Below are 14,579 nucleotides of genomic sequence, written 5' to 3'. Positions count from 1 at the left end.
TTCCAGGGTATTTCGGGGGCGTGCATGCAAAAAGCGGAGGTGTCTGTGCGGCATTGCCTATGCGGGGTGCACATTCGCCTGTTTCACGACGGGCCCCCATTTGGCGAGTTCACTGTCGATCCACTGGGTGAAGCGTTCCGGCTTGCCTCCTTCGATCTCGTATCCCATTTCCACCAGCTTCTTGCGCACTGCGGGATCGGCCATTGCCTCGTTGAAGGCCTTGTTCAGGGTGGCGATTGCATCGCCTGGTGTGCCTTTCGGGGTCAGGACGCCATTCCACGAGCTCACTTGATATCCCGGCACGCCCGACTCGGCGATGGTGGGAATGTTGGGTGACGTGCTGCTGCGCTTGGCACTGCTTACCCCCAGTATGCGTATCCGGCCTCCTTTGAGCTGTGGTTCGGCCACCACAGGCACCATGAACAGCGCGTCCACCTGGCCGCCGAGCACGGCGGTCATTGCGGGGCCGCCGCCGCGGTAGGGGACGTGCAGCAGGTTCGCGCCAGTCATGGATGCGAACAGCACGCCTGCCAGGTGATTGATCGAGCCCGGGCCGGAAGAGCCGAAAGTAAGCTGCCGCGTTTTTGAAAGAGCTATGAATTCGCGGACGTTCTTCACGGGGAGCTTGGCATTGACCAGCAGCATCAGCGGTACTTGGGACAGGAAGATCACCGGATCGAAATCGCTTTGCTTCCATCCCGGGTCGGGATATACGAAGGGGTTGATGGCAAGCGTGCCCGAGTAGCCGAAAGTAATGGTGTAGCCGTCGGCCGGCGCCATTGCGCCGATGTGAGTGCCGATATTGCCCGCCGCGCCGCCGCGGTTGTCGATCACCAGCGGCTGGCCGAGCAGTTCGCCCGCCTTGGAGTTGATGATGCGCGCCATCAGATCCGCCCCGCCGCCGGGCGGCCAGGGCACTATCCAGCGGATGGCCCGGCTTGGATAGTGCGAGGCTTGTGCTTTTGCCGGCTTCGTTGCCGAACCCAGTGCGGTGGCCAAAGCGGCACTGGCAAGGCCGCCGAGCATAGTTCGTCTTTGCATGATGTCTCCTTTTTGGGAAATCATACTCGATAAGTTTCATTGGTCAATAGAAGTTTTAATTAATGGAACATTTTCTGGTGATGAGAAGTGAAATGACGGGAAAAGAGGGGGCTGCCTATATGGAAGAACGGGGCTGCTTATATTTGTATATAGGCATAGGGCTACGCAGTTTGGGCGCGCATGGAAAAGAGGCTGCCTGGGTAGACTGCCTCGATCGATATAGCCATGACCACTTGACAGCACAGGCCGGGGTTTATACAGTAAACCATTCAACGATATTAGTTTCATTCACAGAAATTTTTGGGAAATGATGAAAACTCGGGGCATCTCGTGGCGGGGTGCGAGATCGCCATTCCTGTTTTTTTGAAGACCTATGCTCCTACAAGGCAAAACGGCAGTTCTTACCGGCAACCCGTACGGGATCGGGCGCGCAACCGCGAACCTGTTCGTGCGGGAAGGGGCCAGGGTTGTGTGCATCGATGACACCAGCGATGGCTGGGCGCCCCATGCAAGCCTGGATGGCGTGGCGCCGCATTTTCTTGCTGATGTCTCCAATGCCGCAGAGGTCGCGGCGCTTGTGCCGAAGTGTCAGCAAATTCTGCGACGGGTTGATATTCTGTTCAATCTGGCTGGGCGGACAATCAGGCAGAACTTCGAGTCAACCACCCTCGAGGCCTGGAATCAGATGATCGCTCGCAATTTGACGGCCGCTTTTGTCTGCTCGCAGTGCTTTCTTCCTTTGATGCAGGACAGGCCGGGCGGCACAATCATCAATCATGGTTCCATCGACGGGGTTCTGGGTAATCCCTCGCTGGCGGCGTATTCGGCAGGCAAAGGCGGGGTGATTCCGCTTACCCATGTCATGGCACATGATCTCGGCAAATACGGCATACGCGTCAATTGCATTTCCACTGGCGGCATTCGCGATGGCGCGGCGCGCCCGAACGATGCGGATCTGGTCAAGGCCACTCCGTCCCGGCGAACCGGAACGCCCGAAGACGTTGCTGGGGTCGCCTTGTTTCTCGCCAGTGCATGGTCGTCTTACGTCAATGGGGCGAACATAGTTGTCGACGGCGGGCGGACAACCATTACACAAGGGTGCGCATGATTCCGGAATCGACGAGCCCTGTCGCAGCTGCCTCTCGCCCTTCTATGTGGCGGTGTCGGGCGCGATGCTATACTCGCACGGGTTTGAATGGCATGTATTTCATTACTAGAAACTCTAAGGCAGCCGGCGCCGCGCGGACGCCAGTCCGGCCAGCCTCGTAAGAACAGAGGTGTGTCGCTTCGGCCCACATGCCGCATAACATCTGCGAGACTACTTACTATGATGCGCTCAGTTCAACGGATTCTTGCAGTATTCGAAAGCTTCACGCCGCGGCGAACCAGCTTGTCATTGCAGGAACTGGCAGATCGGATCGACCTGCCCAAATCCACCGCATTCCGTATTGTTCAAAGCCTGGAGAAGGCGGGGTATCTGGTGCGTCTGGACGATCGGCAGTATTGTCTGTCGTTTCGCTTTTTGAGATTGGCCGGGTTGGTGAAGAGTACGCTCGGAATCCGTGAAATTGCGCGGCCCGTCATGGCAGAGCTATCGGAGAAGACCAAAGAGGCCAGCTCGATTCATACCGTCATCGGCAAGAATCGTGTATGCATAGAGTCGGTTGCGGCGGCCTCTACCCTGCGCAGCGTCATCCAGCCCGGCGAACAGGTGCCGCTCATGGCGGGCTCCGCCTCCAAGGTGCTGTTGGCTTTCATGGCGAAGAAGGAACTCATGACGTTCGTGCCTGGCATTGCCAAAGGCACCAAGCGGACGCAGACGGCCGTACTCGAAGATCTTGAAAACGTGCGCCAACATGGCTACGCGGTTTCGCACGGCGAACGGCTGCTTGGCGTGAGCGCCATTTCCGCGCCGATCAAGGATGTCAATGAAGAGGTGAAATATTGTCTTTCTTTGGGTGGCCCCTCCATACGCGTTCAGGCCCATGAAAAGGCATTCACCAAGCTGGTGATCGACGCCGCTGCCGAAATCAGCCTGCAGTTCGGAGGCGGTATCGGCGATGTGGCGGCATCCGACGGCGACTCGGAATAATCTATTTCGCGCCGGAGTAATTCGACTGCAACGCAGCGTTCCGGCCGGCGACACGCCCCACGCACAACGCTGCCGATAGCCCCCCCATATAAGCTGAGTGGCTGATGTTTCCGACGTCACAGCCGGCTGCATACAAACCGGGAATCGGTGTCTGGCGGTAATGCTCACCCACTGATGTACTCGCCGCAGTGCTTCCATCGACATAAGCGCGCTCGATGGGCACCGGAGCGTAAGGCGAGCTGCCGCCTGCACGAGCAAGCACGCGCGCCTGCTCGTCAATGGCCAGGCCCCCCATGGTAAACGTGATGCCTGCTTTGACGAAGACAGCATAAAACGGGCCTTTGCTTAGCGGCCGACGGAACCTTTTCCTTGCCGGTGCAAGCTCATCTGTGCGCCCAGACTCCATCGCATCGTTGAACTGTGTCAGCGTGGCCAAGGCACGCGTTTCAGGAATACCGTGCTCGGCCAGGCCTTTGCACAGCTCCCGCAAGGTTCGGCCTTCGACAACGACGGCCCCTATGCTTCGGGCCCTGTCGACGATGACGCGTATCAATGGCCCTCGGCCTTGGGCGAGGGGAGGCTGGCCCATCAATTCATCATCAACAATGTAGACGCCTCTTCCACCGGGTTGCTGCGCTAGCTGCTGATTGAGCACTTCTTCTCCGATGCCTTCGGACTCGTCCGCGAACCGAAGCCCTTGCATATTGAGTGCGACGGACAATGGGCCCTGAAACTGAGTGGCCTCGCTCAACCGGGAAAACGTCAATCGTGCCGGAGGTGCTGCAAGCGCATGCCCATAGAAAGTATCCAACCCTGGCGAGCTTGCCGCACCGATCTCGGTGGCTGCTAGAAACCCATCGCCCATGCTCCAGGGGTTGGCGCGCAAGAGCAGATTATCAGGATTAGATACAATGTATCGCCCAATTAGCTCCGGGTTGCCCTGAAAACCGCCTGTCGCGAGCACGACCGCATCCGCCTGTCTTTCAAGCATCCGCCCGTCGTGCAGCGCCCTGACGCCTTTCACTATCCCCGCGTGGGTCAGCAGGGAGTGCAGCGCTGTTTGCAACGCTATTTCCCCTCCTAGCGATAGCAGGCGGCTTGCCAGGATGGCTATCGCTTCGTCCGGGACGATGGAGTGGCCATGGCCATGGATTGCCAGGCGCCCGATATCCTTGAACTTCACGCCCAGGCTCTCCAGCCACGCTCGCGATTCGTCGAATGTCTCGCAGACCAGCCATTGCAGTGCGGGGTCGCCGTCGGGGATGTGTTCGCGAACCGCCTCATAGTCGGTGAACGTCCAGACGCTACCGCTGGAGAGCACGGTCGTCCCGCCCAGGCTCGGCGCCTTTTCAAGCAGTACCACTTTTGCCCCGGCCTGCGCAGCCGTCACGGCGGCGGCTAGCCCCGACAATCCGCCTCCACACACGATCACCCGCCGGAGACTTCGCTCCATTTTCACCCCTGCTCGCTGATTCATTGATGGGCCGGGCGGAATTCAAACGCCGGCGCCACCGCCTGCGCAACGCTACATCTGGAGATTGATGCTATTTCTAAGCTCGCTCCACTTTGCCACTTCCTTTTCCAGGTACTGACGGAATTGCACGGGAGTTCCCGTTGCCGGATAAAACAACATGGAATCACGCATGAGCTTGGCAACGTCAGGCATTTGCGATACTTGATTCACCGCCGCGTTGATCCGCTGTATGACGGGGGAGGGTATGCCAACCGGCCCCACAAGACCGTAGAAAGTGTAGGTGTCCATATCTTTGAGTCCTGGCGCATTGGCTTCGGCCAGACTCGGAACATTTGGCAGTTCCGGCAAACGTTTCGAGCCTGTCACGGCAATCGCTTTCACCTTGCCCGCAACGGCCATCTGTAGGGCCGCCTGCGCCACCGTCAGACCGAATTGCACGTTTCCGCCGGCAATTTCTCGCACCACTTCCGCATCCGACTTATACGGTACATGAACCATGTTCGTGCCCGTCACGTGCTTCAGGTATTCCGTCTGCAAATGATTTGAAGAGCCGACCCCCGCGCTGCCATAGTTGAGCTTGCCGGGGTTGGCTTTAGCGTAGGCGATCAGGTCGTCGATTGTTTTCACGGGCAACCCCGGATTGACCGCGAATATCCCGGGTGCGGTCGCCACCATGGCAATGTGGCTGAAATCCTTTAATGGGTTGTAGTGCAGGTCTTTGCGAACTGCCGGGCCGCTCGCCAAGGAGCTGCCCGCCCCAAAAAACAAGGTGTAGCCGTCGGGTTTGGCATGGATCGTCGGTCTGATTGCCAGCAACTGGGAAGCGCCGGGCCTATTCTCGACGATGACGGGTGTCCCGAGAATCTGCTGCAGTTTTTCGGCGTACAGCCTGGCGATCGTATCGGTTCCGCCCCCCACTGAAAAACCGATCAGAATGCGGATGGGTCGCGAGGGGAACGATTCCTCGGCACGAACGACGCCCGCAAGCATGAGGCCCGCGGACGAAAGAAGCAGTGCACGGCGGGTTTTGGAAATATCCATTCTCTGTCTCTAGTCTCAGTTGTATATATGTCGGCCACCGTGGCCCGGCTTTCGAGGGAACCTCTGGTTAGTTCGAGTAGCAGGCAGGCTATCCCGAAGCGGGATGAAGTTTCAAAGATTTCCAGGACGCAACCGTTGACCTCGCCAGTCTAAGGCCTGTATTTTTTTATGTCAATTTTTCAGAATCAGTTTTAATGAATGGAACAAAAATAACAAAAAAATCAGGCCATGAATGGCTATTATTTCCTTTCTTAAAGTTCCGTTTATTGGAATTAATTTCATTTATTTGACTTCACTGAAAGGCTTTAACTATACTTGCCACTCGACGGAGTGAACAAACAAACATTCCCGAAGTACAACATCAAAAGGCTCATAAAGGAGAATGCTTCATGCTCAGCGGCAGGATCATCGAGCAGTACTTTCAGGCGCTGCAGACGCGCGATGGTTCGCTGGCGGCCTCATTGTTCGCTGAGGAAGGCGCAATCGACGACTTCAGGGGGCGGCATCATGCCGGGCGTGGCGCGATTGCCGCTTTTATCGGCCAGGTTCCTACTCTTGAGCTGGAGTTTCCGTGCGCCCACGTTGCGCAAGCCAATCGCATCACGGTATACGGGAATATTCTTTATCCGGGGCAGCCTCCCATTTTGGTTCGTTGGGTGTTCACCGCTGAAAATGGGTTGATAGGCCACCTGTGCAACTCACGCATCGAACTCATACCCGAATCAATACGCAATCGCAAATCTTAGTGGGCAAGCAATGGCCTTTCATCGCACCCGGCGCGGTAGCCTATCCCGAGCCTCCTTTAGCGGGCCTGCCGACACGGGCGGCCGAGTCCGCTCGATCAACTTCAAACTTCGCTGAGCGAAGCTCGCGGTACCGCCGGATCCAACAAAAATGCAAGAAAACACTTACGACTTCATCGTCATCGGCTCCGGCTCTGCGGGAGGCGTCATTGCCAGCCGCTTGAGCGAGAATGGGAAATATCGCGTCCTATGCTTGGAAGCGGGGGTCAAAGGCGCGGATTACTTGTGGACCAAGCCTCCTGCAGGTGTCGTCAAGCTTATTGACAACCCCGTTGCGAACTGGCGGTATGAGTCGGAACCTCATGAAAGCCATGGCAACCGGCGTATCTATGTGCCGCGTGGCAAGCTGCTCGGCGGCAGCAGTGCCTTGAACGGCCTCATATATAACCGCGGACAGAAAATAGATTACGACACATGGGCCGGGCTGGGCTGTGCGGGCTGGAGCTACAAAGACGTCCTGCCGTACTTCAAGAAAATCGAAAACACGGATATCGGAGACGATGCGTACAGAGGCCGTGACGGCCCGATCAGGGTCGTGACCATGGCCAAGATGTCACCCTTCTATGATTTATTCATACAAGCGGCTGAATCTGTTGGCATCCCCAGCAACCCCGACTACAGCGGCGCCTCCCAGGAAGGTATCGCCCTGGCGCAGCAAACAAGCCATCGGGGGTATCGTCAGAGTACGGCTACGCAATACTTGAAACCCGCCCGGAAGCGGCCCAATCTCGTCATTGTTCAGGGAGCCGAAGCCACCTCGCTCATTCTGCAGGATAAGCGATGCACTGGTGTTCGATTCCTGAAAGACGGGCTCATGCAGGAAGCCCATGCGAGTCATGAAGTCATCGTTTCCTGCGGCACCGTCAACTCCCCTAAACTGCTCGAGCTTTCGGGCATAGGCAACCCCGAGATCCTGGCTCAGCATGGCATCGCGACCCAGCATGCGCTGAAAGGGGTAGGAGAAAATCTCCGCGATCATTACGCAGCCATCATGAAGTGGCGCCTCAACCGCCCAGGCCTTTCTCTTGCCAAAAAGGGTCGCGGGCTCGGGCTGGCTCTGGAAGTCTTGAAGTACGTATTGTTCAGAAAGGGTTTCATCGCTCAAGGAAATGGTTCTCTGCGAGTGTTCGCGCGCTCGCGCCCGGACGCTTCGCAGCCTGACATCATGATGATCGTCAACCCCTACATCATCGAACTGAAGGAAGGGCAGGGTCGCAGAATGTCCGACATTGAAGGGTTTTTCATCTATACACATGTGCAGCGGACTGAAAGCACAGGGTCGATCCATCTGCGGTCGGCCGATCCCTTTGCTGCGCCCAAGATAAATTACCGCTTTCTTGCCACTGAAAACGACCGGAAAACGGCTGTTCTCGCCGTTCGCAAAGCTCGGGAAATTGTCGAAGCGTCGCCATTGCATGAGACGATCGCCGACGAAATGGCTCCAGGCCGCGAGGTCCAGACCGATACGGATATTCTCGAATTCATTCGCACCACCGGGAACATCACCCAGCACGTCGTAGGGACATGCAAGATGGGCAGCGACGAACTCTCGGTGGTGGATGAACGGCTGCGGGTTCACGGATTGGCGGGGCTGCGCGTAGCGGACGCTTCCATCATGCCCACGATCATTTCCGGCAATACCAGCGTGCCGTGCATGATGATCGGTGAAAAATGCGCCGATATGATTCTGGAGGATTTCAAATGACATACGGCCAAAATCGAGCGGGTACAAGTATCCAGTCGTGCGATAGCCCGATCCGCCTCATGGTTTCGCGATGGGGGCGTCCGGCATGACACATCAAACCGGACATCTCCCAACGCCAATCGGGAAGAACTTCATCAACGGAAAATGGATGGAGTCACTTGGCGGCAGAACGTATCAGCGCCATAGCCCCTATGATCAATCTCTCGTGGGCACCTACCAGGATTCCGACGCCAGCGATGCCGAGCTGGCCATCGAAGCCGCAAGAGCAGCCTTCGATTCCGGGCCCTGGCCCCGCATGAGTGCGGCAGAACGTGGGGCCGTACTGAAGCGTGCGGCCTCTTTGATACGGGAACGTAGCGACGCCCTGTCCACGCTCATGGCCGGCGAGGTCGGCCAGCCAAAGGGCGAGCAGCTCAAGGCAGTGAATGGCGCTGCGGACGTCCTTGAGTACTATGCGGCCCTGCTCGTTAGCCGCCGTGACGAAGCCATTTACAGCCAGCACCCTGATGCGTTGGGCATCATTGCCAAGGATCCCGTGGGCGTGGTCGGTACACTCACTGCCTGGAACACCCCTTTGTCCGTTACTCACAAGAGCTGTCCGGGCATGGCGGTGGGCTGCACGCTCGTCGTGAAGCCGGCCCACCAATCCTGTGGCGCCATCCTGCAGCTTGCTGGAATTCTGCAGGAGGCTGGGCTGCCTCCTGGTGTCTTCAACGTCGTCACGAGTGCAACGGACAACGGGGCACTTGTCGGGCAGGCCATCGCCGGCAGTGCTCGCGTTGATATGGTGACGTTCACAGGCTCGTCCAACACCGGGAAGGCCGTCATGCGTGCCGCCGCGGAAAACCTCAAGCGCGTCAAGCTTGAACTGGGGGGCAAGTCGCCGCAAGTCGTTTTTGCCGATGCCCCGTCTCTGGATCTTGCGGCGAGCTCGGTTGCCAAGGGCATTGTCCGCTTGTCCGGCCAATCTTGCCAAGCTGGCAGTCGGGTATTGGTCGACAGAAAGATCAAGGAACAGTTCGTCGAGCTTCTGCTTGAGCACATCGGCGCAGCCAAGATGGGAGACCCTCTTGCCGAGGATACCGTCTGCGGCCCGCTTGTCAGCGAAGCGCAAGTGGAACGAGTCGAAACTCTGGTGGAAGAAGGCAAGAAGGTCGCACGGCTGCTGGCCGGAGGTAAGCGCCCCGAACGCGCTGATTTGGCCAAGGGCTTCTTCTTTGAACCCACTGTGTTCGACAACGTACCCCCCGACTCGCGTATTGCGCAGGAAGAAATCTTCGGGCCCGTTCTTTGCATTCTGACCTTCGACGGAGTCGAAGAAGCCATCCGGTTGGCCAACGATACTATCTTTGGGCTGGTTGCCGGGTGCTGGACGCGGGATCTTGGCACCGCCATGGCATTTGGAACCCGGGTGCGGGCGGGGATGGTATGGGTCAACGGCTATCGGGATCATTCTATCCTGAAGCACATGCCAGTCGGCGGTTTCAATCAAAGCGGCATTGGCCGGGAAGTGGGCCCCGAGGGGCTTGACGCGTTTCTCGAAACAAAAAGCATCATGATCCGGCATCGGTTCTGATTGCCACACCATCCGACAAAGGCTTCCTATGCATTCTCATGACGATGCCGGCACCGAGCGTATGGATTTCACCGCCGACGGCGCGCGGCGCGCCATGCGCGAGATCCTGCCTCATTTGGGTTACGACACCAACGAAACGGAGATCATTGCCGATCAGCTTCTGGACGCCGCGCTGTGCGGCTACGAATACTCCGGACTACCCAAGATACTCGACCTGGCAAGCCATCCCAAGGCTGCTCTACCTCGCACTGCGCCAAGAATCCAGCACGAAACACCGGTATCGGCCTTGATCGATGGCGGCAACACTGTGGGAATGCTGGCGCTTCATACCGCTATCGAAGAAGCGAAAAAGCGGGCCGCCCAGCATGGCTTTGCCGTGGTTGGCGTATACAACAGCTGGATGACCGGGCGTAGCGCCTACTTCGTCGAGCAATTGGCCGATGCCGGGCTGATCGGCATGCTTGCGGTATCGTCCTTTTCCATTGTCGCGCCGCCCGGGGCAGCTGCGCCGGCCATAGGAACCAACCCCATCGCCTTCGGTTTCCCCACTGCGGCAGACCCCTTGCTGATCGATCTTGGAACTTCCGCCTACATGGTTTCGGAACTGTCCCTCGTCCAGCGGCGGGGCGGTAGCCTGCCCCCTGGCGTGGCAATAGATCGCATAGGCAATCCAACCTGCGACCCCCAGTCCGCCCGTGAGGGATCCATACTGAACTTTGCTGGTTATCGAGGCTTTGCCATAGGGTTGGCCATGCAGGCGCTAGGTGTCATGGCCGGCTCCGCCCTAAGCCCGAACAAGGATTATGGCTACCTTCTGGTAGCCATGCGGCCCGACCTGTTGGTTCCGCTCGAAGATTATCGACGACAACTGAGCGAAACACTGGCCCGTATCAAGGCCACGCCGAAACAGGAGGGTGTAAGCGATATCCGGCTACCGTCCGAACGTGCGCTCGCTGAGCGCAGACGGCGGGGCGCCGAAGGCATTTCTATTGATAAACATATCTGGCAACAGCTACAAGCGCTATGCCACAACATAGAAGAAACGCAATGACGAAGAGAACCGCTCTTGTCACCGGCGCGGCATCGGGTATCGGCTGGGCGATCACCCGCAGCCTTGCGCAAGACGACATGGATCTGATTCTGGTCGACCGGAACCAATCCATCCATCAGCGTGTAGCCGAGTTGCACGAGCAGGGACATTCTGCACGCGCCCTCATCGCGGATCTGTCAGATCTGGCAGCGATTCAATCGCTGTGTCTTGAACTGGCGGAAAAGGGCAACGGTTGCGATGTGCTGGTCAATAATGCAGGCACTCACCTCAAGACGCCGGAAGGGCATGCCTACGCCTTTGAAGAGGCATCTCTTGATCAGTGGAACTTTTCCCTGACTCTACACATGACTGCGCCTTTTCTACTTGGCAAGGCGCTGCTGCCCGGCATGGCGGCACGAGGCTGGGGCCGCGTGATCAATATCGCGTCACGCACCGCACGCACGTATACCAAGCAAGGAAGTGTCTTCTACGCCGCCTCGAAAGCCGGCCTGATCGGGCTGACACGCTCCATCGCAGGCGAATACGCCGCCAGCGGCATTACGAGCAATGCGATCGCGCCGGGGCGCATTCGCACTCCGCTCACAGACCTGTCCTCCGACGACATCAAGGCCTATTCGCTTCGAGAACTCCCTGTGGGCCGCCTCGGCGAAGCCGAAGAAATCGGCGCCGCCGCGAGTTTTCTTGCATCGGATCGTGCCGGCTTCATCACCGGAACGGTGATGGATATCAACGGCGGCGGATTCATGGCGCCGTAGCCGATCAGCAAGCGGCGCCCACGATGGGCGCCGGCGTCATGATTCGCGTTTCTTTCGAGTTCGCGTTTCTTCCGGGCTGTATATTGCCGCACGGAAAAAAACCCTGCATCGGGCATTTCAACCGATAGGCATGTCTGGAAGTTGCTGCAGGGGCTCCCGGCCCCTGCGTGACACCGGCGTGCCCACGGCATACATGCCCGTCAGCGGGCCCGGAATGGCAGCCCTGGAAATACCAATTGTCGGTCAAGCATACGTTATTGGCTGGAGGCTTGGAGGCCCGCCTCCTTGATGATCTTCCCCCAGTAGCTATATTGCTGATCCAGAAATTCACGCATTCCACTGCTCGTCGTGGTATGTGGCGTGGCACCCTGGGCAAGCACGGCTTTTCTCACTTCGGGCTGAGCCATGATTTTGCGCACTTCCGTGCTCAGCTTCTCGACGATGGGGGCTGGGATGCCCGCCGGCCCCACCAGTCCGTACCAGCCGGAGCCGGTACGCAGTTCTGCGACGCCCGCCTCGCCGAATGTCGGGGCATCCGGAATCAGCGGGGAACGCTCCAGCCCGGTGACGGCGAGAGCCTGGAGTTTGCCGCTCTTCAAACCGGGGAGGGAAGCGACGATGGTCGGCATGGAGGCATCCACGTGCCCGGCCATGACGTTGAGAAGCGCCGGCCCCGATCCTTTGTAGGAAATGATCTCGAATGGAACTTTCGAGGCCTGCTTGAGGATCTCGGTGGCCAGATACCCTGGGGCGGCCTTCCCGGTCGTCGCCATGGTCAGGGGGCGCGGTCTTTTTCGTGCCGCCTCGAGGAAAGACTTCAAGTTCTCGGCATGCACGTTCGAGTTCACCACCAGTACGTTGGGAACGTCGATGAGCATCGTAATCGGGGTGAAATCTTTGGTCGGATTGAATTTGTTGTCGTTGTACAGGTAAGGGTTGGTCGTCAACGCCATGCTGGTGACCAGCAGCGTGTAGCCATTAGGCTTGGCATGTGCGACTGTCGTCGTGGCGATGAGCCCGTCGGCTCCGGGCCGATTGGCCACTATGACGGGTGTTCCCAGAGCCTTGGACAGATTCTGGGCAAGCAGCCTGGCGATGAAGTCCGTAGAGCCGCCTGGCGCGAATCCGACCAGGAGCTCAATGGGCTTTGACGGATAGCCGGCGTCGCCGTTCTGCGCGTGAGCCGCAAGGAAAGGCAGCATAGCGCCTATCGCGCAGGCCAGGAAAGAACGTCGTTTGAGCGTATGCATGGATGTCTCCAATATGTCGTCTGCGAGAGCATGCGGGCCTTGGCCGGCCGGCCTGCGTCGGCCTCTTGGCTCTTCGGCCTGTCATGGTGTTCGTATGCGCTGCCACTGCCGCCGGCGGCGAATGCCGGTGTTCATTTCGGCAGCAGCATGTCGACGATTACGCGCACAAGCTCTACATAACTGCGCATCAGCAGGTAAAGCAGGGCGGCCACGGCGATGCCTGCCGGCACTACGATGATGGAGGCCCCGCTCCACCAGATCAGCCCTGTCAGAAGCAGCACGCCAAGCAGCGTTATCGGCGGGAGCATGTCCCCTTTTTCGACGATGAAGTTCAGTGCTTTGTACTGAGGTTGATGATCGGTCATGGTGTCTTGCCCGGTTTGCCCGTTCAGGCGATACGTTCGGGGAAAAAACGCCCTTTGCGAACGCGGCGGATGGCGACGTCGGCGAAAACCCCAGCCTGATAGAACGTCTCGTTGTAGATGAAGTCTTCGGCGCCTTTTTTGGCGGGGGCGCTGACGATGAAGAGGCTGCCTATCATTCTGCTGCCGTCATCGCTTTCCTGCGGGCCGGAAAAGAAAATCATGTCGTTTTTTCCGTCCAGGTACTTCCTGTGCGCGGCGAGCAGTTCTGCACGCTTTTCGGCCTGGTTGGGCTTGTCGGTGCACATAATCATCCAGAGCATGTTTATTTCCTTGTCGATTTCCGAGGGTGGGGGTGGGGGGATCCGGGCAAGCGCACGGCGTCTGCGCGTGGCGCGCCGAAGACAGGGCGGGGCGAGGTGCCTGCATCGATATTCCGGCTGCGGCATCGGTTCACATTCGATCCGTGCGGCCTCCGTCGACATAAAGCGTGTGTCCGGTGATGAAGCTCGCTTCTTCGGACGCCAGGAACAGTACGGCATGTGCCAGCTCTTCGGTTTTGCCGGCACGATTCAGCACGGCCATGCTTTTTCTGACCCTGATGTGTTCTTCTACCTCTTCGGGTGAGCGGACGGCGCCGGTCAGGGGCGTAAGAAAGAACCCCGGGGCGACGCAGTTGACGTTGACGCCGCTGGGCCCTAGTTCGCGTGCCAGAGTCTTGGTCAGTTGGATGACCGCAGCCTTTGCCGACGCGTAGGCCGAGCTCGCCCCGGGCGAGAGGCTGCCGACGTGCGGAGTCGTGCCGGTGCCCAGGCTCGAAGAAATGTTGACGATCTTGCCGTGCTGCTGGCGCCGCATGTACGGCGCGGCGGCTTGTGCGCAGAAAAAGACTCCTTTCAGGTCGAGATTCAATACCGCGTCCCAGTCGGCGCCGCTCGTGCTCGAGAAGTCGCGATAGTGCGTTATGCCTGCGTTATTGACCAGAATATCGACTCGGCCGTGCGCATGTGCGACATCGGCCATGAGTCGGCCCACGTCCTTCTGCTGCGTGACGTCGACCTTGCAGCCCGATGCCTTGCCGCCGGCGTCTTTGATTTCCCGTACAGTGTCGGCCGTCGTCGACTCGTTCAGATCCGCCACGACGACTGTGGCGCCTTCGAGTGCAAACCGTGACGCTATCGCCTTGCCAAGGCCCGATCCGGATCCGGTGACGATGGCTACTTTGTCGTTCAAGCGCAACTGGGTTCCCCTTGCGAAAGATTGAAATTGCGGCCAGTCTACGCCCTCTACTTACAAACTGATCTTGTAGGTAATTAAACCTGGCTTGCTCGTGACTCTCGCCTTTGCGAGGACTATCATTCATCAAATACGAGCGTGTCGTGTGTGAGCACGGGGAAAGTAGTATTGCCGGCCCACCGCATGGATGCAT

The 14,579-nt window shown here is 58.4% G+C and carries 15 protein-coding genes; 8 read left to right on the top strand and 7 right to left on the bottom strand.

Features of this window, described 5'->3' with window-relative positions:
- Nucleotides 1-57: 57 nt before the first annotated feature.
- On the bottom strand, nucleotides 58-1,041 hold the full coding sequence (locus CEY11_RS11635) for a Bug family tripartite tricarboxylate transporter substrate binding protein (RefSeq protein ID WP_088603664.1): 984 nt from the start codon (nucleotides 1,039-1,041) through the stop codon (nucleotides 58-60).
- 62 nt (nucleotides 1,042-1,103) lie between these two features.
- Here CEY11_RS11635 and CEY11_RS25120 point away from each other — a divergent pair, with 62 nt between their 5' ends.
- The 3 genes from CEY11_RS25120 to CEY11_RS11625 all read left to right on the top strand — a co-directional run bounded on the left by CEY11_RS25120 (nucleotide 1,104) and on the right by CEY11_RS11625 (nucleotide 3,133).
- Nucleotides 1,104-1,352, top strand: a complete 249-nt coding sequence (locus CEY11_RS25120) for a hypothetical protein (RefSeq protein ID WP_143322801.1) — start codon at nucleotides 1,104-1,106, stop codon at nucleotides 1,350-1,352.
- Between the two features lie 62 nt (nucleotides 1,353-1,414).
- Nucleotides 1,415-2,149 (top strand): SDR family NAD(P)-dependent oxidoreductase, encoded by a 735-nt coding sequence (locus CEY11_RS11630; protein WP_088603552.1) that lies wholly within the window; start codon nucleotides 1,415-1,417, stop codon nucleotides 2,147-2,149.
- A 219-nt stretch (nucleotides 2,150-2,368) separates the two neighbouring features.
- Nucleotides 2,369-3,133: an IclR family transcriptional regulator gene (locus tag CEY11_RS11625; RefSeq protein ID WP_088603551.1), complete on the top strand. Its 765-nt coding sequence runs from the start codon at nucleotides 2,369-2,371 to the stop codon at nucleotides 3,131-3,133.
- A gap of 1 nt (nucleotide 3,134) precedes the next feature.
- On the opposite strand, the gene CEY11_RS11620 is transcribed toward CEY11_RS11625, so the two are convergent.
- Nucleotides 3,135-4,586 carry an FAD-dependent oxidoreductase gene (locus CEY11_RS11620; RefSeq protein ID WP_158215289.1) on the bottom strand — a complete coding sequence of 484 codons (1,452 nt, stop codon included), beginning with the start codon at nucleotides 4,584-4,586 and terminating at the stop codon, nucleotides 3,135-3,137.
- A 72-nt stretch (nucleotides 4,587-4,658) separates the two neighbouring features.
- On the bottom strand, nucleotides 4,659-5,648 hold the full coding sequence (locus tag CEY11_RS11615; protein ID WP_088603549.1) for a Bug family tripartite tricarboxylate transporter substrate binding protein: 990 nt from the start codon (nucleotides 5,646-5,648) through the stop codon (nucleotides 4,659-4,661).
- Between the two features lie 389 nt (nucleotides 5,649-6,037).
- Here CEY11_RS11615 and CEY11_RS11610 point away from each other — a divergent pair, with 389 nt between their 5' ends.
- From CEY11_RS11610 to CEY11_RS11590, 5 genes are all read left to right on the top strand, one after another.
- Nucleotides 6,038-6,394: a nuclear transport factor 2 family protein gene (locus CEY11_RS11610; RefSeq protein ID WP_088603548.1), complete on the top strand. Its 357-nt coding sequence runs from the start codon at nucleotides 6,038-6,040 to the stop codon at nucleotides 6,392-6,394.
- Nucleotides 6,395-6,542: 148 nt separating this feature from the next.
- Nucleotides 6,543-8,156 (top strand): GMC family oxidoreductase, encoded by a 1,614-nt coding sequence (locus tag CEY11_RS11605; protein ID WP_088603547.1) that lies wholly within the window; start codon nucleotides 6,543-6,545, stop codon nucleotides 8,154-8,156.
- A gap of 85 nt (nucleotides 8,157-8,241) precedes the next feature.
- Nucleotides 8,242-9,732, top strand: coding sequence for an aldehyde dehydrogenase family protein (locus CEY11_RS11600; RefSeq protein ID WP_158215288.1), 1,491 nt, complete (start codon nucleotides 8,242-8,244; stop codon nucleotides 9,730-9,732).
- A gap of 28 nt (nucleotides 9,733-9,760) precedes the next feature.
- Complete coding sequence (locus CEY11_RS11595) at nucleotides 9,761-10,783, top strand: Ldh family oxidoreductase (RefSeq protein WP_088603545.1); 1,023 nt, start codon at nucleotides 9,761-9,763, stop codon at nucleotides 10,781-10,783.
- Nucleotides 10,780-11,538 (top strand): SDR family NAD(P)-dependent oxidoreductase, encoded by a 759-nt coding sequence (locus CEY11_RS11590; RefSeq protein ID WP_158215287.1) that lies wholly within the window; start codon nucleotides 10,780-10,782, stop codon nucleotides 11,536-11,538. Before CEY11_RS11595 ends, CEY11_RS11590 begins: the two co-directional genes overlap by 4 nt.
- A gap of 254 nt (nucleotides 11,539-11,792) precedes the next feature.
- On the opposite strand, the gene CEY11_RS11585 is transcribed toward CEY11_RS11590, so the two are convergent.
- From CEY11_RS11585 to CEY11_RS11570, 4 genes are all read right to left on the bottom strand, one after another.
- Nucleotides 11,793-12,788, bottom strand: coding sequence for a Bug family tripartite tricarboxylate transporter substrate binding protein (locus tag CEY11_RS11585; RefSeq protein ID WP_088603543.1), 996 nt, complete (start codon nucleotides 12,786-12,788; stop codon nucleotides 11,793-11,795).
- A gap of 131 nt (nucleotides 12,789-12,919) precedes the next feature.
- Nucleotides 12,920-13,153 carry a hypothetical protein gene (locus tag CEY11_RS11580; RefSeq protein ID WP_088603542.1) on the bottom strand — a complete coding sequence of 78 codons (234 nt, stop codon included), beginning with the start codon at nucleotides 13,151-13,153 and terminating at the stop codon, nucleotides 12,920-12,922.
- Between the two features lie 23 nt (nucleotides 13,154-13,176).
- Complete coding sequence (locus CEY11_RS25730; RefSeq protein WP_233154840.1) at nucleotides 13,177-13,635, bottom strand: YciI family protein; 459 nt, start codon at nucleotides 13,633-13,635, stop codon at nucleotides 13,177-13,179.
- Nucleotides 13,604-14,383, bottom strand: coding sequence for an SDR family NAD(P)-dependent oxidoreductase (locus tag CEY11_RS11570; protein WP_088603540.1), 780 nt, complete (start codon nucleotides 14,381-14,383; stop codon nucleotides 13,604-13,606). The genes CEY11_RS25730 and CEY11_RS11570 overlap by 32 nt, the downstream gene beginning before the upstream one ends.
- Nucleotides 14,384-14,579: the final 196 nt, after the last annotated feature.

This window comes from Candidimonas nitroreducens, assembly GCF_002209565.1.
Lineage (GTDB): Bacteria > Pseudomonadota > Gammaproteobacteria > Burkholderiales > Burkholderiaceae_B > Candidimonas > Candidimonas nitroreducens.
The sequence above is the reverse complement of the archived record's forward strand: the minus strand, read 5'-3'. Positions and strand labels throughout refer to the sequence as shown.